Source organism: Parvularcula maris, from assembly GCF_024505085.1.
GTDB lineage: Bacteria > Pseudomonadota > Alphaproteobacteria > Caulobacterales > Parvularculaceae > Parvularcula > Parvularcula maris.
This window is the reverse complement of sequence record NZ_JANIBC010000002.1, coordinates 102,771-124,330: the sequence shown is the minus strand read 5'-3', so window position 1 is coordinate 124,330 and position 21,560 is coordinate 102,771. Positions and strand designations below refer to the sequence as shown.

The window sequence follows — 21,560 nt, the reverse complement described above, 5'->3', positions numbered from 1 at the left end:
CCTCGTCATCCCGGCCGTAGCGGAGCGGAGAGCCGGGACCCATGGGCCGGTCGGTCCTCTTAAGTTGCTACTTCCGTCCATGGATCCCGGATAAGCCTCGCGGCTTTCCGGGATGGCGGTAGCGAGGAAGCCTTAGAACCGCTCCAGCAGGCTCTCCAGATAGTCCCGCTCGGCCTCGCTGAGGTTCGGCTGCTCGAGCCTCTGCCTGATCTGCTCGATCAGCGCCCTGATTCGTTCGGGGTCGTAGAGGCCGAAATCTTCCGGATTTCTCGCACCCTCGCCCGCCACCGCTCGGCCCAGCGGATCGGTGGCGGCCTCGTCTCCTTCTTCGCCCTCGCCAAAGGCCTCGGCCAGCTCGGTCCCCGCCTCGCGGAGCTGTCCCATGGCGCGCTCCTGAAGGGCTTCGGCGAGGCCGTAGCGGCCCTGGCCCAGGGCCCTCGCGGCGGCGCGCATGGACTCCTCGGCAGCCTCGAAGTTCTCGCGGGCGCCTTCGCCTTCCTGTGGCAGACCTTCGGCCAAGGCGCCGAGCTCGTCGGCGAGGGCCTCCTGATCGCCCGACAGACTGCCTGCCCCAGGCTCCTCGCCGCGCCGGGCTGAAAACGTACGGTCGGTCAGCTCGCGCTGCTTCTGCAGGATGTCGCCGGTGCCGGAGAGGGATTGCTGGCCCCGTCCGCCCGTGCCGCCTTCGCCGCCGGGCTGGCCCTGGCCGCCTTGTCCCTGCCCCTGACCGCCGGACTGCTGCTGACCACCTTCGCCGCCGCGGGCGATCTGGAGGTCCTGAAGCAGCGCCTCGAGCTGACGTAGTAGCTCCTCCGCCTCGCCGCGCAGATCGTTCTCGGCGAGCTCCTGCATCTGGTCGAGAAGCTCCTCGAGGTCGGTCTGACCCATGGAGGGGCCGCCCTCGTCAGGGTCGGCATCGGCGTAGTCGGTCTCGGCCAGCGCCGCGATATAGTCGTTCATGGCCTGGCGGAGATCGGCGATCCGCTGAGCGATCTCCTCTTGAGAGGCGCCGTTGCGCAGCGCCTCGCGCAGGGCTTCCTCGGCCTCGTCCAGCCTGGCTTTGGCAAGGGCGAGACCGTCATCCTCTAGCTCTATCGCCAGAGGCCAGAGCGTGTCGATCAGGTCCGGGACATCGCGCACCCTTGCGGCGGCGACGGCCTCGGCGGCGGCCTTCAGCATAAGGTGCTCGGAGAGGCGCAGGTCGAAGAGATCCGGCGCTTCGACCAGCCCGGCAAACAGATCGGACGTTCGGTTAAGGGAGGAGGGGGCCATGGCCAGCTTGCGCCGCTCCTCGATCACCGCGCGGCTGAGGGGGCTGTAGAAGGTGCGCTCGGGCATGGTGAAGGCGAAGGGCTCGCTCTTCGCGCTCTGACCGAGACCGTCGGTCACTTCGAGCTCGGCCTTGACCAAAAGGCCGGACCAGGGGTGCTCCTCGGTGCCCGCCTCGACCGTTCGTTCGCCTGGGGTACCGGCGAGTTCGGGGAGGCTGATGATCTGCGGCTCCTCGGCGATGTCTCTCTCGACGGCGGGAGCGTCGGGGCTGATCCGCTGGCCGGGGAGGAGCGACAGGATCAGGCGGCCTTCTTTCAGCGGGAAGTCGTCCACCGTCTCGACGTCCAGGCGCACGAGGCCGGTGGCGGTCTCCGGCTCGCCGACCAGGCGCACCTGCGGCACCTGATCGGGGCGCACGAGCAGCCTGACGAGGGAGGAACGGCCGCGCGCATTGATCTGCAGGAGGGTGTTCTCGGTGAGTTCGAGGTCGTAGCCGTTCTCCTCTCCGCTAGGGCGGAGCCGGGTCCGGCGGCCTTCCTCATCCCTCAGGGTGAGAACCCCTCGCGCGCGCCTGCCGCTTGGGTCCTCCAGCTTCACGTGGAGGACGCTGCCCGCAGCCAGACCGAGATTGGCGTTGGCGCGGTTGAGATCGACGGTCTGCGGCCTGAGCCCGGTATAAGCGGGGGGCTCGATCCAGGCCGCCACCATCACCGGCTCGTCATAGACGAAGCCGGGATCGAGGCTGGCGCGCAGGCCGTCCATCCTGCCCAGGGTGAGAAGCAGGCTCCCCGCGACCAGGGCCAGAGCCAGGTAGCGCAGCCAGTAGGGATCGATCTTGCGTAGGGGCAGGCGGGGCAGGGGCGCCTTGGGGCTGCCCACGGACTGGAGCAGACGCTCGCGCGAGGCGATCCAGAGGGGGGCGGTCTCCTCGCCCTCGAAGGGCCTCGCATAGACCCCGTCTAAGATGCCGGGCCTGAGGTTCGAGCGCTCCTCGATCCGGCGCAGGGTCTCGCCGCGCTTGGGGAAGCGGAAGCGCCTGCCGCCCCAGGCTGCCAGGAACAGAAGGACCGCCGCGCTGATCGTCAGGGCGGCCGCATGCCAGAGCGGCGGCAGGAAGGCGTAGGCTCCGGTCCAGAGGAGCGCGAAGACCACCGATGCGGCGACCGCCAGTGGAAGAAACGCCGGAACGGCGCGCTCCCAGGTCAGGACCGCGAAGCTTCGCTGCAGAGGAACGGAGACGGGAAGTTTCATGGCCTGTTGGTTATGCCGGGCTTGTGTTGATGACGAGTGATCGTTCCGTCACCGGGGAAGTTCAGGAACAACGACGTCAGCCGCTCGATGTCCTCCGGGGACGACAGGCGGTGATCGCCGCCCTTCACCAGGGTGACGGTGAGGGAGGGGCAGTCGATCCGCTCGGCCAGCTCCAGGACGTGGGAAGTAGGCACCACGTCGTCCTCCATGCCGTGGAGGATGCGCACGGGGCAGGGGACGGGGATGGTCTCGCCCAGGATGAGGTTCTGTCTGCCGTCGACGAAGAGCCCTTGGGTATAGGTCTCGGCCGGATGGCCGCTGGTGCCGGTTCTGAGAACCCCGTCGCTTTCAAGGACCGTGCGCTGCTCGCTGCTGAAGCGGGGATAGACGAGCTTCTCGGTGAAGTCGGGGGCAGGGGCGATGAGGATCATGCCCGCCAGCTCCTCGGGGTGCCGCAGGGCGTAGAGAAGCGTGACCCAGCCGCCCATGGAGGAGCCGATCAGCACCTTCTTGCCCGGCGCCGCCTCGGCGATGGCGGTCTCGGCGTCTTTGTACCAGCGCGAGACCGTGCCCTCCTCGAAATCCCCCTCGCTCTCGCCGTGGCCGGTATAGTCGAAGCGGAGAAAGGCGCGCCCGGCCTCCTCTGCCGAAGCCGCAAGCGCCTGCGCTTTGGTGCCGAGCATGTCCGAGGCGTAGCCGCCTAGCCAGACGCCGATGGGGCCTTCGCCCTCTTGCATGCGGTAGGCGATCTGGCCGTTAGGGCCTTGGACGAAGCTTGGTTCTGAGGTCATGATGGGAAGGTAGAGCGGGCCGGGGCAGGTGTCATCAGTGACCAACCTCGTCATCCCGGAAAGTGCGAAGCACTTATCCGGGACCCATGGACTGACTACTGACAATGGAGGGCGCGAGGACTCGCAGCAGACGTTTGGTCCATAGATCCCGGATAGCCTTCGGCTTCCGGGATGACGGAGGTCACTTGCCCCCCTCCCGCGAACGCCCGAAGGGGAGCGCCATGACCTCAGCCCCCGACATGACCGGCAGAACGCTTCTTCAGGTGATCCCCAAGCTCAAGGGCGGCGGGGCGGAGCGGACGACGCTGGAGGTCGGCGCGGCCTTCGTGAGGGCGGGGGGCACCTCGCTGGTGGTCTCCTCGGGCGGCGGCATGGTGGAGGAGCTAGAGCAGGGCGGCTCGGAGCACATTGCGATGCCCGTGGAGAGCAAGAACCCACTGCTTCTAGCGCAGAACGCCAGGGACCTGGCGGATCTGGTGAAAGAGCGAGGCGTAAACATCATTCACGCAAGGAGCCGCGCGCCTGCCTGGTCCGCCTTCTTCGCGGCGAGGCGAACGGGGACGCCGTTCGTCACCACCTATCACGGCACCTACGGCGCCAAGACCGCCATCAAACGGCGCTACAACTCGGTGATGGTGCGCGGCGACGCGGTGATCGCAAACTCGGCCTTCACGGCGCAACACGTGCGCAAGCAGTATGAGGGTCTGCCCTATTTCGACGGCTCCCGCATGGTGACGATCCCCAGGGGTGCCGATTTGGAGCGCTTCGATCCAGCTTCTGTCGGCGAGGAGCGGATAAGGCCCTTCTCCTTGCGGTTCGGGGAGGGGTTCAAGGTTGTGATGCCTGGGCGCTTCACGGGCTGGAAGGGGCAGGGGGTCCTGATCGAGGCGGCCCGGCTCTTTCGCGAAGAGCGGCCCGATGTGCCGCTTCGGGTCCTGATGGCGGGGCGGATGGACGAGAAGCCGGACTATGTGGACGGGCTGCGCCGCCGGATCGCCGAGGCGGGACTTCAGGGCGTCGTCGAGCTGATGCCGGCGACGGACGACGTTCCCGCCCTTCTGGCCGCCTCCGACGTCGTGGTCTCCGCGAGTACCGATCCCGAGGCCTTCGGCCGGGTGGCGATCGAGGCTTCCGCCATGGGCAAGCCGGTTATCGCTACGGCCCATGGGGGAAGCCTCGAGACCGTCCTGGACGGCGAGACGGGCTATCTTGTCCCGCCGGGGGACGCCGAAGCCCTTGCCAAGGCGTTAGGGAAGCTACACGCTTTGGGAGCCGAAGGGCGGCGGGCCATGGGCGAGCGCGGCACGCAGCATGCAGGACAAAAATTCACGATCGAGGCGATGACCACATCGACCCTCCTCGTCTATGAAAGGCTGTTAGGGCAGAAGGGCTAGAACTATGGCGCGCATGAAGGGTGGTGCTTCACGCATTCTGGTGATCAAGCGGGCGGGCCTGCGCCAGTTCATCGAGGCCGAGCCGGTCTTCGCCTCGATCCGCGAGGCGCATCCTCGCGCCACGATCGACCTCGTCACCTCCGCTAGCCTTCAGCGCCTGGCCAAGGCCGCGCCCTATTTCGACCGCGTGGTGGCCACCCGCGACACCATGCAGAGCGAGGAGCGCAAGCAGTTCGCAGGCCAGCTCAAGAAGATCGGTTACAATCTCGGTTACGACCTCGACGGCACCAAGGAGAGCGGCGATCTGCGCTCGTCTCTCAAGGGCTTTCGCGGCCCGCAATGGGTCGGCCCCAAGCTCTCCTCGCCGAAGAAGCTGCTGGCGCCGGGACCCTTTGCCGGTCCGGCCGTGCGCAAGCTGCTGCGTGACAGCGGGCTGCCCCTTGAAGAGCGCTTACCGAGCCTGAGCTGGCTGAGCGCCCAGGAGGGCGGGGCCAACATGGATCCGAGCTGGTTCGGCATCTCCGGCGCCTTCGCTCTCTTTATCCCCTCCGAGAACCCGCAGCACCGCTGGCCTGCCGAGTATTACGGCACCGTGGCGGCGTCGCTGGCCGCCGAAGGGGTCACCCCCGTCATCATCGGCAGCCAGGAGCTCAGCTCCTACGCCTACGACATCATGCAGTACGCCGTGGAGCAGTCCCGCGCGGGCGGCAGGGCTGCGGTGGACCTCACGGGCAAGACCGATGCGGCCCAGCTCGCCGTGCTGGCAGGCCATGCCCGGTTCTTCCTGGCCGGACCCTCCGAGGAGCTGCATCTCGTGGCTGCTGCCGGAACGCCGGGCCTGGTTCTGCTTCCGGCCTCCGAAGACCTCGCCAGCGATGCGCTCTACGGGCGGCAGGTGGTGAAGCTCACGGCCACGAGCATGCAGAACGTGGCGCCCGAGCTTGCGGTCAGGACGCTCCTTAATATGGGCCTCATGGGCGGGGCTTCCCGGTCACAGGGGCAGGCTTTCGCCTGACCTCGCCGAGCTGTGCCCCAACTGGCGATTGAACGGGGCGAAAGGTTTGCTTATCTATCGGCGTGGCACCATGCCGCGAGAACAGCGATAGAAGGAGACCGCCCCATCGCACGCAGACCGATGAACATGACCCCGCCGAAGCAGACGGGGCCGAGAATGAACGACCAGATCCGGGCCGCCAAGATCCTGGTGATCGACCAGGAAGGCGAGAAGCAAGGCCCGATGACCCCCGAGCAGGGGATGGAGCTGGCTGCGCGTGCAGGACTGGACCTCGTCGAGGTCAACCAGGGCGACACCCCCGTGTGCAAGCTCATGGACTGGGGCAAGCACAAGTACCAGCAGCAGAAGAAGAAGGCCGAGGCCAAGAAGAAGCAGAAGGTCGTCGAGATCAAAGAGATCAAGATGCGCCCGAACATCGACAAGCACGACTACGAGGTGAAGACCAAGGCCATGCGCCGCTTCTTCGACGAGGGCGACAAGGTGAAGGTCACGCTGCGCTTCCGTGGCCGTGAGATGGCTCACCAGGAACGGGGCATGGAGCTCCTCAACAAGGTCCGCGAAGACTTCGAGGAGACCACCAAGGTGGAGGCGATGCCGAAGCTCGAAGGCCGCCAGATGATGATGGTGCTGGCGCCGCGCTAGGACCTGCTGCGATAGATCGGATGAGGGGCGCCCACAGGCGCCCTTTTTTCGTTCACTGATCCGTGAACTTCGGATTGTCGGGGTATTAGGCTGGGTATTGGAATCACCCATACGGAAACGCCAGTTCACAGAACCGTGAACGGAGCTTCCCTGCACGGAATACGTGTGTACTCACGGAAAGGTACGGAACAATTCCGCGCGTGCGCGGTTTGGTTTGCTACCGGTCTGTAAAAAAACGCGCCATTAACGGTTCCTCAACGGTTTGTGTACGGCTCCCTACTGCCCATTGCGGAACGGACATGACACAAGATGCATTGTTACCAATAGCTGAATGTCTCAGCCGGTCGAAAACATGGGGAACCATAGTATGTTCAAACAGATTGTGGCTGCCGCGGCAGCTCTTGGTGTGATGTCGGGTGCTGCCAATGCAGCTTTCATCGACGGTATGGATGTAGGCGAAACCGGTCCGTTTGACCTGTTCGTCGGGAACACCTTCAACGACACGGGCTTCCTGTTCGGTAGCGAAGGTGAGCAAACCATCCAGTACGATTTCGTGCCGAACGCCATTGGTGGCGGTGCACTGAACTTCGACGTCAGCTTCTCCGCCACCGCGGCAAGTGGTCTTCTCGAAGTGCTTCTGGTCAGCGCCAACGGCACCTCCAGCGCCCTCGACATCGAAGAAGGTGGTTCGGTCGACTCCGGGACGATCAACTTCGACGATTTCAACACGGCGGATGCCTTCTCGGTGATCGTCACCGCTGGCGCCTTCACCGGCACCATTCCGTTCACCCTGACGGTCGTCGCCGGTGAGAGCACCGCAGACCAAGTCGTCCCGGTTCCGGGTGCGGGCATCCTGCTAGCAACCGCCATTGGTGGTTTCGCCGCAGCGCGCCGTCGCCGCAACGCCGCCTAAGCCAAACTCCTTCTGTAGAAGGATCGAAGACCTGCCTCCTCATCAGGAGGCAGGTTTTTTTGTTGAGGAGCTGATCTCCTTCACCGCCCAGTCGGCCGCTTCGGCCACCACGAAGGAAGGGTCGCCCCGTAGTTCTTCTGCATACTGAAGGTGATGGGAGTCGCCTTCGTTGCCCAGCGCGATGAGGACGTTCCGCACGAACCGATCACGACCAATCCGCTTGACCGGCGACTTGCGGAAAAGCGCTCGGAACCCTGCATCGTCGAGCTGGACGAGTTCGGTCAGTGGCGGCTCGCGCAGCTCCTCCATCGCGTGAAGCTTCGCCTCTCGTCCGCGTTCGGCGAACTTGTTCCAGGGACAGACCGCCAGGCAGTCGTCGCAGCCATAGATGCGGTTACCCATGGCCCGCCTGAACTCGTTGGGGATGGGTCCGTGATGCTCGATGGTCAGGTAGCTGATGCACCGCCGGGCATCGAGCTGGTAGGGCGCCGGAAACGCATCGGTCGGGCAGGCCTCCAAGCAGGCGCGGCAGGAGCCGCAGTGATCGCTCTCCGCCTCATCGGCGCGAAGATCGAGATCGGTGTAGATCACGCCTAGGAACAGCCAGCTACCGAACTCCCGGCTGACGAGGTTCGTGTGCTTGCCCTGCCACCCTAGACCTGCCTGCTCGGCCAGAGGTTTCTCCGAGACGGGGGCAGTGTCGACGAAGACCTTGAGATGACAGCCGTAACGCTCTGCCATCCAACGGCCGAGCGCCTTGAGGCGCTTTTTGATGACGTCATGATAGTCGTCGCCCTGAGCGTAGACCGAGATGTTGCCCCTATCCGTCCGCGTCAGTTTCTCCAGCGGGTCCTGGTCGGGACCGTAGTTCACCCCGAGCGCGATGACCGAGCGAGCTTCGGGCCAGAGGGCACGGGGCTGTGCCCGCTTCTCCAGCCGGTCCTCCATCCAGGCCATGGTGCCGTGGCGACCCTGCTCCAGGGCTTCGCGGAGCCGCGCCAGCACGGAAGATGGGAGCTCCGCAGCGGTGAAGCGGACCGCGTCGAAACCGAGCCTCCGCCCCTCCGCCCTGATCTCATCCTCTAGGCTAGTGGTCAGCGCTCAACCCCCCACGGCGAGGAAATGAGGGTTGTCGAACCCCCGCTCCTCCTTGCCGTAGGCCAGCGCCGGACCACGCTTTTGCCCGTCGAACACGTAGACCTCGCCGCCCGCCGCGCGCAGCACGGCGTGGGCAGCCGCCGTATCCCACTCCATGGTGCGCCCCAGCCGGGGATAGAGGTCCGCCCGTCCCTCCGCGATGGCGCAGAACTTGAGTGAGGAGCCCGCCGGGAGAACATCGGTGACGCCGAGGCGCTTCAGCATGGCTTGGGTCTCCGTGCTTCCGTGGGACCTCGATGTCATGGCGATCGCGCCGCTGTCAGGGGCCGAACGGACGGCGATCATTTCTTCTTCGCCTTTCGCGGTCCCGGAGGCGAAGTCGTAGCGCTGCCTGAAAGCTTCGGTCGCGTCGCCGAAGTAGAGCATGCCCTGAGCGGGCACAGTGACGACGCCCGCCGCCGGTACGCCGTCTTCGATCAGGGCGATGTTCACGGTGAACTCGCCGGTGCGCTGAACGAACTCCTTCGTGCCGTCCAAGGGGTCAACGAGGAAGAAAATTGGCGAGGCCTTGGGCACCTGCCCTCCGGCGACGCTCTCCTCGGCGATGATCGGGATCGTGGCCGCGCCTCGATGTAGTACATCGAGGATTGCGGCCTCGGCCTTCTCGTCGGCTTCGGTCACGGGGGAGCCGTCGGCCTTCTCCTTGACGGCGGCGCCGCGCTCGTAAACATCGAGAACCACACGGCTTCCGGCGAGAGCAGCCTCGACCATGACATTTTTGAGAGGGGACACGCGAACTCCTAGCGATGGTAGGGAAGAAGGTCTGTAACCTACAGGTGGTACACAATTTGCTTTCTTCGGGACAAGTTTCCAGCTTGAACCGTCATGGCGTCAGGAGAGGTGCCGTTCCGATGTCGATCACTGCCACCGACGACATACAAACCGGTCCTCGGCGACGCCGAGGTATCTCCCGCGACGTATGCGCAGACCTGGCTGCCCTGCTGCAGATCGTCATCGTTACCAGCGCAGCGGTGGCTGCGACGCCGTTTGCCACCCTGGTCACGCTGCCGGACGGTATGGTGACCGAGCCTCGCCTGATCGCGCTCTGTGCCGTCGGGTTCCTGACTAGTCTGGTCTACACCGAGGCGCTGCGTCAGGGCGGCTATTTCCGCTTCGACCAGCTCATCGATAGCTGGGGAACCGTACGCGGGGTCGTGTGGCGGTTCGGCCTGATCATGTTGAGCTTCGTGGCGGCCTGCTACTCGCTAGGTCTGACTCAGTTCCTCTCCCGCGGCTGGCTGATCGCTTGGGCGTTGATGGGCGGCGGCTCCGTGGTCGTCTCCCGCTTCGTGATGGCGAGGATCCTGCGCAGCCTGTCCAAGGCAGGCGGCCTCCTTTGCCGCCGCCTGGTTTTCGTGGGCAATCCGAGCCGGACCCACTTCTTCTCCGCCCGCGCGGTCAGCACCGAAACCAGCGTCGAGATCGTCCGCAGCTACGAACCGGAGAACCTCGAAGCACCTGACACACCCGACTTCCTGGGCCTGCAGCGCATGGTCGAGGGCGGCATGGTGGACGACATCATCGTCTGTCCGCGCGGCGACGACACAGATAAGAGCCTCGCCAAGCTTCTCGACCAGCTGCGGCAGCTCCCGGTTCACGTGAGCCTGGGGCCGCACCCCCTCTGGGTGCAGCGCACGGGGCGGACCGAATCGATCGGCAAGGTGCCGACCTATGTGGTGCAGCGGCGGCCGATCTCCGGCTGGGATACTTTCACCAAGATGCTGGAGGACCGGATCCTCTCCTTCCTCATGCTGCTGGCGCTGTCGCCGGTCATGCTGGCCTGCGCCATCGCTGTGCGCCTCGACAGCAAGGGGCCGATCTTCTTCGTCCAGCGGCGCCAAGGCATGGCTGGCGACATCTTCCCCATTATGAAGTTCCGCTCCATGCGGGTCATGGAGGACGGCGACGACGTCAAACAGGCCACCAAGGACGACGACCGGATCACCAAGGTGGGCGCGTTCCTGCGCAAGACCTCCCTCGACGAGCTACCCCAGCTCATCAACGTGCTGCGCGGCCAGATGAGCCTTGTCGGCCCGCGTCCCCACGCGCTCAAGCACGACGCCTACTACTCCAAGCTGATCAAGGACTACGCCGCCCGTCACCGGGTCAAGCCGGGCATGACCGGCTGGGCGCAGGTCAACGGCTTCCGCGGCGAGACCAACGAGCCAGAGAAGATGGAAGCGCGGCTCAAATGCGACCTCGAATATATCGAGAACTGGTCGCTCTGGTTCGATCTGCGCATTCTGGTGCTGACGGTAAAAGCCGTGCTGAAGCCTGAGAACGCCTACTAGGCACCCTAGCTTTCTTGACAGAATGAAGCTCCGAAACACGTTCCGCTGTTGCGGCACTGCAACAAGCCTTCTAAGAGCGCCTTCGCTTTCAGACAGGGACGGTACGTGATGAAGCTGATGATCCTCGGCGGCGACGGTTTTTGCGGATGGCCGACGGCGCTGCATCTTTCGGCCCGTGGGCACGATGTGATGATCGTGGACAACCTCTCGCGCCGTAAGATCGATATCGAGCTGGAGGTCCAGTCCCTCACCCCCATCGCGAGCCTCTCCGACCGCCTAGAGGCATGGCAGCGGGTCTCGAACAACAAGATCGAAGCCTCGACCCTGGACGTGGCCAAGGACTACGACGCCTTCCGTGACCTGCTGGCGAGCTACAAGCCCGACGCCGTGGTCCACTTCGCCGAGCAGCGCGCCGCCCCCTACTCGATGAAGTCCGCGAACCATAAGCGGTACACGGTCGACAACAACCTCAACGCCACCCACAATTTGCTGGCCGCGATCGTCGAGACCGGCCTCGACATCCACGTGGTCCATCTCGGCACGATGGGCGTCTACGGCTACGGCACAGCGGGGATGAAGATTCCCGAGGGCTATCTCAACGTGAAGGTGGATGCCGGTGAGAACGGCGAGGTGGAGACCGAGATCCTCTATCCGGCCAATCCGGGCTCGATCTACCACATGACCAAGACCCAGGACGCTTTGTTCTTCCAGTACTATGCCAAGAACGACAAGCTGCGGATCACGGACCTTCACCAGGGCATCGTCTGGGGCACACAGACCGAAGAGACCCGGCGCGACCCGGCGCTGATCAACCGCTTCGACTATGACGGCGATTACGGCACGGTGCTCAACCGCTTCCTGATGCAGGCCGCCATCGGCTATCCGCTGACCGTGCACGGAACGGGGGGTCAGACGCGCGCCTTCATCCATATCCAGGACACGGTGCGCTGCGTCGAGCTTGCCGTGGACAACCCGCCGGAGCGGGGTGACCGGGTGAAGATCCGCAACCAGATGGTGGAGACCCACCGCGTGCGCGATCTTGCCAACATGATCGCTGAGATGACCGGCGCGGAGATCGACCAGGTCGACAACCCCCGCAACGAGGCGGACGAGAACGACCTACACGTCTCCAATGACAGCTTCATCGACCTCGGGCTCGAGCCGATCACCCTGGACAAGGGCCTCTTCGAAGAGGTGACCGAGATCACCAAGAAGTACGCCGACCGCTGCGACAAGCGGCGCATTCCGTGTGCGTCGCTGTGGAACTCCGTGGATGGCAACCCGAACGGTTAATCCAGGAGACGGTTTCCCACGGCTTGTCCGCGGGACCCATCACCAGACGAGACACTTACTTGAGGCCTAGGGAGGTGGGTCCCATGGATCGCTGCGCGACCATGGGAAGCCGTCGTTGGCGAACTGTCGCTAAAGACCCCGAGCGTCAGCGCTCTGATACCGCCGGTACCGCCACACCATAATGATCAGCACGCACGCCCCCATCCCGGCGAGCACCAGGAACATCTCCGCCGGGTCTGCGCCAAGCCTTCTGAACACCGTCGCCAGGATCGCGCCGACGGTGGCGAAGAGGCCGTTGACCATGTTGGCGACGCCCATGATCCGGGCGCTGATGGGTTTGGGTGCATTGGCCTGGAAGCTCGCCAGCATGGGCACGGCGAAGACCCCGTTGGCGGCAGAGGCGACGACGAAGAGAAGAACGAGCGGTACTCCCCGCGCGCCGAAGAGTTCGAAGCTGCCCTCGAAGGGTGTGCGGGTGTAAAGATAGACGCCGATCAGCGCCGCCATGCCGACACCGAGGGCGATGCCGCTCATGAACTTCGGATCGCGCAGGCGCGGCGCTAGAAGCCCCGCGATGATCGAGCCGATCCCCGCGCCCAGCGCGAAGACGGCGTTGAGAAGCGCGTAGTCCTGCTCCGAACCATTGAGCTGGGTCAGCATGAAGATCGGCATATGCGCGAGAAGCAGCGCGCCGACGAGCCAGAAATAGCCGTTGGCGAGGATGGGCCAGAGGACGCCCGGCACTTTCCCGGCCTCCACCGTGTAGCGCCAGGCGACGCCCAGGATGTTCCAGTCCACCTTCTCCCGTCCGGGCGGGGGAGCCGGCGGTAGCCTCGTCGCAGCCAGCGCACCGATGACCGCGGCGCCGATGAGCATCACGGACACGATCAGCCTGCCGCCCTCGACCATGAAGAAGTAGCCGCCGAGCCCCAGCCCCGTGACGATGGCGATGAAGGTCCCGGCCTGCATGATGCCGTTGGCTCGCGCCAAACGTTCGGGCGGGAAGTACTGCGGCATGAGGGCGAAGCGGACGGGCTGGAAGAACGCCGTCTGCGCGCCCATGACGGCCAAGGTCAGCACCAGCGGCAGGGCCTGGCCGAGAAAGAACCAGAGCGCCGCGAGGGACATCAGGATCAGCTCGAGAAACTTCAGTCGCCTCGCCATGACGTGCCGGGGCAGCCGGTCAGCGAGCTGGCCGGAGACCATGGCGAAGAGGAAGATCGGCAGGGTGAAACCGACCGAGACGATGGTGCCCGCCTCCTTGGCGAGATCCCCGAAAAAGTAGAACGGTGTATCGCTCGAACCCGCGCCCACGGTGGCGATGATCGCGACGATGGCCGCGTTGCGCAGGCAGTTGTCGGCGAAGGCGCCCAGGGTCTGAGCGGTAAAGACGCTCCAGAACCGGCCCATGGCGATGAGGGGAGGGGCGGAAGAGAGAGCCTCCGGCTGTTGGCTAGAGGTCAGCGTTCTTCTCCGCCGCTTCCTGCAAGGCCTTGGTCACCTCGGGGGCCTCGTAGTTCTCGTCGTGGCGGGCGAGCACGGTCTCGGCGCGGAAGATACCTTCGGGCTGAAGGCGACCTTGGGCGATGATACCTTCGTTTTCGGCGACCAGGGCTGGAAGGATGCCCTCGAAGGTCACCGGCACGCTGGCCGCGCCGTCGGTGACGGTGAAGACCACCAGATCGTCCTCGCTTATGCTCAACGTGCCCTCCTGCACCAGCCCAGCCAGCCGCACCTCCCGGTCACCGAGTTCGGCGGGAGCGGGCAGGCTGCTGGGCGCGTAAGCATAGACCTGAGTCTTGGTCACCGCCCAGAGGGACAGCGCAGCGGCGCCTGCGAAGGCTGGCAGCACCAGGGTGAGGAAGAGGCTGCGGCGACGGCGCTTCTCGAACGGGGTGGCCATGATGCTAGCGGTTCCGGCGGCGATAGGCGCGAACGGTCAGCGCCGCGACAGCGGCGAGGCTGCCCGCGGAGAGGAGCCAGGCGAGGGCGATATAGGGGGCCATGTTCGGGGTCATGACGCGGCCGGGGCCTCCTCCATGCGGACGCTGGAAACCTTGCGGGCGGGGGCCTTCTTGCGGGCGAGGGCCGTGTGACTGCGCATCAGGACCACGGCGCCGAAGAAGGCGATGTAGCCGAACGCCATCAGGAAGAGCGGCAGCAGCATGGAGGCGGGCATGGAGGGGCCGCCCTCCTTGATGACCGTGGCCTTCTGGTGAAGGCTGTCCCACCAATCCACCGAGAACTTGATGATCGGCAGGTTCACAGCGCCCAGCATGGCGAGGATCCCGGCGGTCTTGGCTGCGGTCCAGTCATTGTCGATGATCTGCCAGACGGCGATGTAGCCTGCATAGAGGAAGGCCAGGACCAGCATCGAGGTCATCCGCGCGTCCCAGTCCCAGAACACGCCCCAGGTGACCTTGCCCCAGAGCGCGCCCGTCGCGATGGCGAGGAGGGTGAAGAGGAGGCCAAGGGGCGCCATCTCCCGCGCCACCACATCGGCCAGGCGGTGCCGCCAGATAAAGCTGACGAGGCTCGCGCCCGCGATGAGGGCGTAGGTCTGCAGCGCCATCCAGGCGGCGGGCACGTGGACATACATGATGCGCACGCTCTCGCCCTGCCGGAAATCGGGCGGCGAAGCGAAGAGGCCGACGAAGCTGCCAGCGAGCAGCAGAACGACGGCCGCGATCCCTATGGGCAGGATGAGCGGCTTCGTCCAGCGCTTGAACGTGTCGGGGTTCGCCAGGATGGTGAGCGGGTTGGCCATGGGTCTCGTTTGGGGCTTCGAAGGCCTCGGCGCAAGAAGCGCTCAACCTGCCTTGACGTCGCGCGGCGCGGTGATCTGGGCTGCGAGAGAAGGCCAGCGGGTCAGAAGCGCGGCGGTTCTCACCAGCATGAAGAGAAGCAGTGCCGCCCAAAGGCCGTGATTGCCGAAGCGGTCCGTCAGGTGAAGCGCCGTGCCGAGGAAGAAGAGCGTGCTCACCGCCATCGTGTTGCGCAGGTCCCGGCCCCTGGTCGCGCCGATGAAGACGCCGTCGAGATAGTAAGCTCCGGCCACCGTGACCGGCATGAGGGCGAGCCAGGGGAGGAAGCGGCGGGCCTCGGAGAGGACCTCCGCCCCGCCCGCCTGATCGCCAATGGTCAGGGTGAGAAGCGGCTGTCCGAACACAATCAGCACCGCGCACAGGGTGAGAGCCAGAAGCACCGCGGGCGCGAGCGCGCTTCGCCAGGCGCTGGCGAACAGGCGGCTCCGGTCGCCGCTGGCCCCGGCCGCCTGACCGACAAAGGTCTCGGCGGCGATGGCCGGGCCGTCGAGAAGGAGGGTGGCGGTCAGGACCAAGTTCAGAAGGACGTGGTTGGCGGCCAAGGTCAGATCGCCGAGCTCCGCGCCGAACCGGGCGAAGCTCAGGAACACGATGTCGAGAAGCACGGTACGCAGGAAGATGTCCCGGTTGAGGCCGAGGACTACGCCGATCCCCTCGCGGATGCTGGCGAGCGGCCAGCCCGACCGCCATCCGCCGCGACTGCCTGCCACGTGGGCCACGCAGGCCAGCCCAATCAGGAAGCCCGCGGTCTCGGCAAGCGCCGTGGCAGCCGCTAGGCCAGCGATGCCGTAGCCCAACCCAAGAACGAAAAGGACGCTGAGCCCTGCGTTGATCAGCGCGATGGCGCTGGTGACCAGCATGAGGAGCCGGGTCCGACCCTGGCCGGTGAGCCAGCCTAGGATCGCCGTGGTGGCGACAGCGAAGGGAGCCGCGAGAAGCCTGATGCCGATATAGGTGTCCATGGCGGCGGCAGCGCCGGGGGACGCCTCGGACCCCTCCACCAGCACGAGCCTCGCCGCCGCCTGGATCGGGATGCCCAGCAGCAGAAGGAGAAGCCCGGCGCCTGCGCCGATGAGGAGACCCTGTAGCAGGTAGCGCCTTAGCCTGGCTTCGTTGTCCTCACCGAGCGCCTGGGCGGAGAGCCCGGAGAGGCTCATGCGCAGGAAGCCGAAGCTCCAATAGAGAAGGGAAAAGACCGCCCCTGCCAGGGACGCACCGGCCAAGGCTTCGGTTTCGGCGGCTCTAGCGAGCACCGCCACGTCGATCAGACCCAGAAGCGGGGTGATGATGGCAGCCAGGCTGGCTGGCCAGGCGATAGCCAGCGCTCGGCTCAGGGTGGCTGGTTGGGGGGCGTTATCGGGAGAGATAGAAGGGATAAGAACTACCTCCTCCCTGAGGGGGAGAGCAATTGCATATGGTGTATTCTGGCGTCATCCCGGCCGTAGCGCAGCGGAGAGCCGGGACCCATGGACTAACCGAGCCAAGCAAGAGCAATGGTTTGGTCCATGGGTCCCGGATAAGCCTAATGGCTTTCCGGGATGACGGCCGAACTACTCTCAGACACATGCGATCGCACTGCCCCGAAGGGCAGGATAACTTAAGAGAGAACTAGCCTAGAGCCCGAAATTGCCGAACTTGTTCTTGAACTTCGAGACGCGGCCCTTGTCGGAGATCTTCTGCGGGCCACCGGTCCAGGCCGGGTGGCTGGAGGGGTCGATGTCCAGGTTCAGCGTGTCGCCTTCCTTGCCCCAGGTGGAGCGCGTCTGGAAGGTGGAGCCGTCCGTCATGGTGACGGTGATCATGTGGTACTCGGGGTGAATGTCTTTTTTCATGGGTCAGGCCGCCCTAAGCGAGAAATTCGGTAGCCGCGGCGGGTAACGCGGAGGTGGGGAAAAGGCAAGGGGTCAGGGGCGAGAAAGCCGCCCTGGGCCGCCGCTTTTGCCAAGTCTCAGTGAGCCCGGTGGGGCGCCACGGCCTTGGCCATCCAGCCCTTCGGTCCGCGGACGAGGCTGGCATCGAGGCGCTGGCCGGTCTCGAGCTCCGAAAAGCCGCCAGCACGGACAGTCTCCATATGGACGAAGATGTCCTCGGAGGAGCCCTCTTCCTGCAGAAAGCCGTAGCCCTTGGCGCGGCTGAACCACTTGACCGTCACCGTGGTCAACGGTCCGTCGGGCAGGTCGCGCGGCGGGATCTGGCTCGGCACGGGACGCTTCTCCGAGCAGGTGAGGTTGAGGATCTTGGTGGCCTGCAGCCCCTTGTCCCGGCGGATCGCCTCGCAGGTGATGGCGTCTCCCTCTTCGGGGTTCTCGACGCCGGAAGAGCGCAGGCAGGAGCTGTGGATCATGATGTCGGAGCCGCCGTCATCGGGGGTGATGAAGCCGTAGCCCTTGGTCTGATCGAACCATTTGACCGTGCCGCGAACCTCGCGCGGCTCGTCGCCGCTGCCAGTACGATCGCTGCCGGCGAACACCCCTTCGCCCATGCTTCGGCCCCACTCCTAAAACTTGTGACGGCTATCCTAATTCGCGACTGACGATTTGTCATCCGGCTTGTTAACCAAAAATGCATAAATGAGCCGGTGGTTGCAGTTCACCCGGCCTGGACAGACCGCCGCTGAACGCAAAATGACTTGGCGCAGGGCGCGACACTCTCCAACTCAGTCCTGCACGACGCCGGTTCTCGGAGGTTTCAGCCGCCATGAAGATCACCCCTCATTTCGCCAAGCTCGGAACGATCAAAGCGGAGCGGCGCAGCATCGCGCTGGAGAGCGGGCAGATCGAGGCGGACCTTCCCGAGACCTTCAGCGCGCTCGCAGGCGACATTCTGGTGCGCAAGTACTTCCGCAAGCGCGGCGTTCCCTCCTCCACCCGCCCGGTGCCGGAGGACGGCATCCCGCAGGAGCTGCAGCGGCGCGAGCCGGAAGAGGGTGCCTCCTTCGGCCCCGAGACCGATGCCGAGCAGGCCTTCGGCCGCATCGCCTCGGCCTGGGCCTATCACGGTATCAAACAGGGGCTCTTCGGCGCCGAGGACGCGCTGACCTTCCGCGATGAGATCGCGGCCATGCTGCGCCACCAGATCGCCGCGCCCAACTCGCCGCAGTGGTTCTCGACGGGGCTCCACTGGGCCTATGGTCTGTCTGCTGACGGGCGGGGGCACTACCGCTTCGACGAGAAGGCCGGTGAGGTCGTGGAGGTGGAAGACGTCTACGCCCACCCCCAGCCCCATGCCTGCTTCATCCAGTCGGTCGAGGACTCGTTGATCGGCAAGGACGGCATCTTCGATCTCATCACCCGCGAGGCGAAGCTGTTCAAATACGGCTCGGGCTCGGGATCCAACTTCTCCAAGCTGCGTTCGGCGGGCGAGCCGCTTTCCGGCGGGGGGACGACCTCCGGCCTCATCAGCTTCCTGAAAGTCGCCGACAGCGCGGCAGGCGCTATCAAATCCGGCGGCACAACCAGGCGGGCGGCCAAGATGGTCGTTCTCGATGCGGACCATCCCGACATCGAGGAGTTCATCACCTGGAAGCGGCGTGAGGAGGAGAAGGTCGCAGCGCTCGCCGCAGGCTCCGCCGTGATCGAGCGGCACCTGCGCGCCATCACCTCGGCGGTAGGGGAAGGGCTCGAGAACTCCTCCTTCGACCTGCGCTCGAACGAGAAGCTGCGCCGTGCGGTGAGCCGTGCGAAGCGCGACGCGGTGCCCGCAGGGCTCATCGACCGTGCCCTGCGGATGCTCGCAGCCTCGGGCAAGGGGCCGGAGACGCAGGTCTTCACCGTGGACTGGGACAGCGAGGGCTACCGCACGGTCAGTGGGCAGAACGCCAACCTTTCGGTGAGGGTGACAGATGCCTTCCTCGACGCTGCCGAAAAGGGCGAAGACTGGAAGCTGACCAGGCGCCTCGACGGCAAGGTGGTCCGCACGGTGAACGCCGGTGAGCTCTGGCAGGAGATCGGCGAGGCCGCCTGGGCCTCCGCCGATCCCGGCGTGCAGTTCGCGGACACGATCAACGACTGGCACACTTGCGCTGCCGACGGAGAGATCAGGGCGTCGAACCCCTGTTCCGAGTACCTCTTCCTCGACGACACGGCCTGCAACCTTGCCAGCATCAACCTTCTGAAGTTCTTGAAGCAGGACGGCGGCTTCGATCACGAGGGTCTCGCCCAGGCCAGCCGCCTTCTAACGATCGCGCTCGAGATCTCCGTCGGCATGGCGAGCTACCCCTCCGCCGCCATCGCCGAGCGCAGCCACCGCTACCGCACGCTGGGGCTCGGTTTCGCCAATCTAGGGGGCCTCCTCATGTCCTGCGGCCTGCCCTATGACAGCGATGCGGGGCGCGCCGCCGGAGGCGCGATCATGGCCCTGATGCAGGGGGTCGCCATGAAGACCTCCGCCGAGATGGCCGGTGAGATCGGCGCCTTCGACCGGTACGAGGCCAATAGCGGCTCGGTGGAGAAGGTGATGCGCAACCACCTCGCCGCCGCGGGAAGAGGTGTCTTCCGCGAGCTGAAGGTTGTTCCTCCGGTTCTGGAGTCCGCCCGCGTCCCCTTCGCGGGGCTGGCAGAAGCCGCCGCTTCGGCGCTCGCTGAGGGAGCTGCGCTGGTAGAGGCGAAGGGGCTTCGCAACGCGCAGCTCTCCGCCATCGCGCCGACCGGGACCATCGGCCTGCTGATGGACTGTGACACCACGGGGATCGAGCCCGACTATGCGCTGGTCAAGTTCAAGCAGCTCGTTGGGGGAGGCACGGTCAAGATTATCAACCGCTCCGTGCCAAGAGCGCTGAGGACACTGGGCTACTCCGAAGCCGAGATCGCCGACATGCAGACCTATGCTCTGGGTCGGGCGACGCTCGAGGATGCACCGGGTGTCTCCTTCGACTCCTTGCGCGACGAGGGCTTTGGCGAGCGGCAGATCGAGGCGCTGGAGGCGGCGCTCGAAGGCGCCTTCGACATGACCTACGCCTTCACCGCCGATGTGCTGGGCGAGAGCTTCATGCGGGGTACGCTCGGCTTCGACGACGAGCAGCTCTACCAGTCCGGCTACAGAACGCTGAGGGATCTGGGTTTTTCCGACGAGGATGTGCACCGGGCGAGCCTCTACTGCTGCGGGACGATGACCCTGGAGGGCGCACCGCATCTCAAGCGCGAGCACCTGCCGGTCTTCGACTGCGCGGCGCCCTGCGGCAAGATCGGCACGAGGGCACTCAGCGTCGGCGCCCATGTGGAGATGATGGCGGCGGTGCAGCCCTTCGTGTCTGGCGCCATCTCGAAGACGGTCAACCTTCCCGCCAGTGCCAGCGTGCGGGACTGCCTGACAGCCTATGAGAGCGCCCATGCGCTCGGGCTCAAGGCGGTGGCCCTCTACCGCGACGGCTCGAAGCTGAGCCAGCCGCTCTCCAGCGTGCTGGCCGGGGCCGATGAGCTCGATACGGAGGACTTCGCCGAGATGAACCCCGGAGAGCGGGGCCGGGTCTTCGCCGAGCGGGTCGTGCAGAAGGTCATCGAGCGCGGCCCCGGACGCCGCAAGCTGCCCGACCGGCGCAAGGGGTATATCCAGAAGGCGATCATCGGCGGCCACAAGGTCTATCTGCATACGGGGGAGTTCGAGGACGGCGAGCTAGGCGAGATCTTCATCGACATGCACAAGGAGGGCGCGGCCTTCCGGTCGCTGATGAACAACTTCGCCATCGCGATCTCTCTAGGCCTCCAATACGGCGTGCCGCTGGAGGAGTTCGTCGATGCCTATCTCTTTACCCGCTTCGAGCCTGCAGGGCCGGTGCAGGGCAACGACCGGATCAAGAACGCGACCTCGCTCCTCGACTATATCTTCCGTGAGCTGGCCATCTCCTATCTCGGCCGCTCCGACCTCGGCCACGTGCCGGAGGGAGAGGGCACGTTCGGCCTGGGCAGCGGAGTGGAGAAGGAGGGCGTCGAGAAGGAGGCGCAGCGCTTCATCTCGAAGGGTCTGACCCGCAGTCAGGCGATGGACAACCTCGTGGTCCTGCGCGGCGGCGACTTTGACCGCTTCCGCAACAAGGACAGCGCGGGCGAGGGCGAGAACGAGGACGCACCGACCAAGACTGAAGCTCCGAAGCAGGCGCCCCGGCTCCAGGCGGTGCCTGAACGCAGCGAGCAGGAAGAGGCCCGCCTCAAGGGCTATGAAGGTGATGCCTGCGGTGAGTGCGGACAGTTCACGCTCGTCCGCAACGGCACGTGCCTGCGCTGCGAGAGCTGCGGTGCCTCGTCGGGATGTAGCTGAACACCATCAACAGCAAGAGGAGAAACCCATGCTGGCCTACGTGACCATCGGCACGAACGATCTACCGAAAGCCAAAGATTTCTATGCGGAGCTGCTCTCCATCTTGGAGGCGAACGTCCTGATGGAGGGCGATCAGCAGGTGGGCATCGGCAAGAACTTCTCCGAGCCGCTCATCGTGCTGACCAAGCCCTTCAACGGCGAGAAGGCCAGTGTCGGCAACGGCATGATGGTGGCCCTTCTTGCTGGGTCGCGGGAGAAGGTGGACAGCCTGCATGCCAAGGCGTTGGAGCTCGGCGGCGAAGACGAGGGCGAGCCGGGCGTGCGCGGCGAGCAGTTCTACATGGCCTATGCCCGCGACCTCGACGGCAACAAGCTGGCTTTCTACGCGCCTGCTAAGGGCTGAAATCGTTCGCTGACGGAGGGTTACCAGGCTAGCCGCTCTGTTCCCGCCATTCGCCTAGAT

General features: G+C 65.4%; 18 protein-coding genes. 8 read left to right on the top strand and 10 right to left on the bottom strand.

Annotated elements, in window-relative coordinates:
* Window positions 1-132 precede the first annotated feature (132 nt).
* The gene (locus tag NOG11_RS03965) at window positions 133-2,523 is read right to left on the bottom strand and encodes a DUF4175 domain-containing protein (protein WP_256618372.1); all 2,391 of its coding nucleotides are present in this window, start codon (window positions 2,521-2,523) and stop codon (window positions 133-135) included.
* On the bottom strand, window positions 2,520-3,314 hold the full coding sequence (locus tag NOG11_RS03960; RefSeq protein WP_256618371.1) for an alpha/beta hydrolase: 795 nt from the start codon (window positions 3,312-3,314) through the stop codon (window positions 2,520-2,522). The genes NOG11_RS03965 and NOG11_RS03960 overlap by 4 nt, the downstream gene beginning before the upstream one ends.
* 221 nt (window positions 3,315-3,535) lie before the next feature.
* On the opposite strand from NOG11_RS03960, the gene NOG11_RS03955 reads away from it, so the two are divergent.
* From NOG11_RS03955 to NOG11_RS03940, 4 genes are all read left to right on the top strand, one after another.
* Entirely contained in the window at window positions 3,536-4,708 is a 1,173-nt protein-coding gene (locus tag NOG11_RS03955) for a glycosyltransferase family 4 protein (RefSeq protein ID WP_256618370.1), read from the top strand.
* A gap of 4 nt (window positions 4,709-4,712) precedes the next feature.
* The gene (locus tag NOG11_RS03950) at window positions 4,713-5,723 is read left to right on the top strand and encodes a glycosyltransferase family 9 protein (RefSeq protein ID WP_256618369.1); all 1,011 of its coding nucleotides are present in this window, start codon (window positions 4,713-4,715) and stop codon (window positions 5,721-5,723) included.
* 120 nt (window positions 5,724-5,843) lie between these two features.
* Window positions 5,844-6,365, top strand: coding sequence for a translation initiation factor IF-3 (gene infC / locus NOG11_RS03945; RefSeq protein WP_370468221.1), 522 nt, complete (start codon window positions 5,844-5,846; stop codon window positions 6,363-6,365).
* 367 nt (window positions 6,366-6,732) lie between these two features.
* Window positions 6,733-7,278: a PEP-CTERM sorting domain-containing protein gene (locus tag NOG11_RS03940; protein ID WP_256618365.1), complete on the top strand. Its 546-nt coding sequence runs from the start codon at window positions 6,733-6,735 to the stop codon at window positions 7,276-7,278.
* Between the two features lie 42 nt (window positions 7,279-7,320).
* Here the strand turns inward: NOG11_RS03940 and queG are convergent, their stop codons facing one another.
* Both queG and cysQ read right to left on the bottom strand, forming a co-directional pair.
* On the bottom strand, window positions 7,321-8,376 hold the full coding sequence (queG, locus tag NOG11_RS03935; protein ID WP_305888913.1) for a tRNA epoxyqueuosine(34) reductase QueG: 1,056 nt from the start codon (window positions 8,374-8,376) through the stop codon (window positions 7,321-7,323).
* Between the two features lie 3 nt (window positions 8,377-8,379).
* A complete protein-coding gene (gene cysQ / locus NOG11_RS03930) occupies window positions 8,380-9,168 on the bottom strand; it encodes a 3'(2'),5'-bisphosphate nucleotidase CysQ (RefSeq protein ID WP_256618363.1) in 789 nt (262 codons plus the stop codon).
* Between the two features lie 119 nt (window positions 9,169-9,287).
* Here cysQ and NOG11_RS03925 point away from each other — a divergent pair, with 119 nt between their 5' ends.
* Both NOG11_RS03925 and NOG11_RS03920 read left to right on the top strand, forming a co-directional pair.
* Entirely contained in the window at window positions 9,288-10,727 is a 1,440-nt protein-coding gene (locus tag NOG11_RS03925; protein ID WP_256618362.1) for an undecaprenyl-phosphate glucose phosphotransferase, read from the top strand.
* Window positions 10,728-10,835: 108 nt separating this feature from the next.
* Window positions 10,836-12,020: an NAD-dependent epimerase/dehydratase family protein gene (locus NOG11_RS03920; protein ID WP_256618360.1), complete on the top strand. Its 1,185-nt coding sequence runs from the start codon at window positions 10,836-10,838 to the stop codon at window positions 12,018-12,020.
* A gap of 129 nt (window positions 12,021-12,149) precedes the next feature.
* On the opposite strand, the gene NOG11_RS03915 is transcribed toward NOG11_RS03920, so the two are convergent.
* The 6 genes from NOG11_RS03915 to NOG11_RS03890 all read right to left on the bottom strand — a co-directional run bounded on the left by NOG11_RS03915 (window position 12,150) and on the right by NOG11_RS03890 (window position 17,327).
* Window positions 12,150-13,430, bottom strand: coding sequence for an MFS transporter (locus NOG11_RS03915; protein ID WP_256618357.1), 1,281 nt, complete (start codon window positions 13,428-13,430; stop codon window positions 12,150-12,152).
* Between the two features lie 43 nt (window positions 13,431-13,473).
* The gene (locus tag NOG11_RS03910; RefSeq protein ID WP_256618355.1) at window positions 13,474-13,923 is read right to left on the bottom strand and encodes a cytochrome c maturation protein CcmE; all 450 of its coding nucleotides are present in this window, start codon (window positions 13,921-13,923) and stop codon (window positions 13,474-13,476) included.
* 111 nt (window positions 13,924-14,034) lie between these two features.
* On the bottom strand, window positions 14,035-14,787 hold the full coding sequence (ccmC, locus tag NOG11_RS03905; RefSeq protein WP_256618354.1) for a heme ABC transporter permease CcmC: 753 nt from the start codon (window positions 14,785-14,787) through the stop codon (window positions 14,035-14,037).
* Window positions 14,788-14,829: 42 nt separating this feature from the next.
* A complete protein-coding gene (locus NOG11_RS03900) occupies window positions 14,830-16,143 on the bottom strand; it encodes an MATE family efflux transporter (protein ID WP_256618727.1) in 1,314 nt (437 codons plus the stop codon).
* 315 nt (window positions 16,144-16,458) lie between these two features.
* Complete coding sequence (gene rpmE / locus NOG11_RS03895) at window positions 16,459-16,677, bottom strand: 50S ribosomal protein L31 (protein ID WP_256618353.1); 219 nt, start codon at window positions 16,675-16,677, stop codon at window positions 16,459-16,461.
* Between the two features lie 116 nt (window positions 16,678-16,793).
* Window positions 16,794-17,327: a cold-shock protein gene (locus NOG11_RS03890; protein ID WP_256618352.1), complete on the bottom strand. Its 534-nt coding sequence runs from the start codon at window positions 17,325-17,327 to the stop codon at window positions 16,794-16,796.
* A 215-nt stretch (window positions 17,328-17,542) separates the two neighbouring features.
* Here NOG11_RS03890 and NOG11_RS03885 point away from each other — a divergent pair, with 215 nt between their 5' ends.
* Together NOG11_RS03885 and NOG11_RS03880 are read left to right on the top strand one after the other, a co-directional pair.
* Window positions 17,543-21,097, top strand: a complete 3,555-nt coding sequence (locus NOG11_RS03885) for an adenosylcobalamin-dependent ribonucleoside-diphosphate reductase (protein ID WP_256618351.1) — start codon at window positions 17,543-17,545, stop codon at window positions 21,095-21,097.
* Between the two features lie 28 nt (window positions 21,098-21,125).
* Entirely contained in the window at window positions 21,126-21,500 is a 375-nt protein-coding gene (locus NOG11_RS03880) for a VOC family protein (protein ID WP_256618350.1), read from the top strand.
* Window positions 21,501-21,560 lie beyond the last annotated feature (60 nt).

Excerpts from the sequence above, each read along its gene's own strand:
- NOG11_RS03885 (WP_256618351.1), top strand. The coding sequence starts at position 17,543 with ATGAAGATCACCCCTCATTTCGCCAAGCTCGGAACGATCAAAGCGGAG.
- infC (WP_370468221.1), top strand. The coding sequence starts at position 5,844 with ATGAACATGACCCCGCCGAAGCAGACGGGGCCGAGAATGAACGACCAG.
- ccmC (WP_256618354.1), bottom strand. The coding sequence starts at position 14,787 with ATGGCCAACCCGCTCACCATCCTGGCGAACCCCGACACGTTCAAGCGC.
- NOG11_RS03960 (WP_256618371.1), bottom strand. The coding sequence starts at position 3,314 with ATGACCTCAGAACCAAGCTTCGTCCAAGGCCCTAACGGCCAGATCGCC.
- NOG11_RS03955 (WP_256618370.1), top strand. The coding sequence starts at position 3,536 with ATGACCTCAGCCCCCGACATGACCGGCAGAACGCTTCTTCAGGTGATC.
- rpmE (WP_256618353.1), bottom strand. The coding sequence starts at position 16,677 with ATGAAAAAAGACATTCACCCCGAGTACCACATGATCACCGTCACCATG.
- NOG11_RS03910 (WP_256618355.1), bottom strand. The coding sequence starts at position 13,923 with ATGGCCACCCCGTTCGAGAAGCGCCGTCGCCGCAGCCTCTTCCTCACC.
- NOG11_RS03940 (WP_256618365.1), top strand. The coding sequence starts at position 6,733 with ATGTTCAAACAGATTGTGGCTGCCGCGGCAGCTCTTGGTGTGATGTCG.
- NOG11_RS03890 (WP_256618352.1), bottom strand. The coding sequence starts at position 17,327 with ATGGGCGAAGGGGTGTTCGCCGGCAGCGATCGTACTGGCAGCGGCGAC.
- NOG11_RS03950 (WP_256618369.1), top strand. The coding sequence starts at position 4,713 with ATGGCGCGCATGAAGGGTGGTGCTTCACGCATTCTGGTGATCAAGCGG.
- NOG11_RS03920 (WP_256618360.1), top strand. The coding sequence starts at position 10,836 with ATGAAGCTGATGATCCTCGGCGGCGACGGTTTTTGCGGATGGCCGACG.
- NOG11_RS03915 (WP_256618357.1), bottom strand. The coding sequence starts at position 13,430 with ATGGGCCGGTTCTGGAGCGTCTTTACCGCTCAGACCCTGGGCGCCTTC.
- NOG11_RS03965 (WP_256618372.1), bottom strand. The coding sequence starts at position 2,523 with ATGAAACTTCCCGTCTCCGTTCCTCTGCAGCGAAGCTTCGCGGTCCTG.
- NOG11_RS03880 (WP_256618350.1), top strand. The coding sequence starts at position 21,126 with ATGCTGGCCTACGTGACCATCGGCACGAACGATCTACCGAAAGCCAAA.
- NOG11_RS03925 (WP_256618362.1), top strand. The coding sequence starts at position 9,288 with ATGTCGATCACTGCCACCGACGACATACAAACCGGTCCTCGGCGACGC.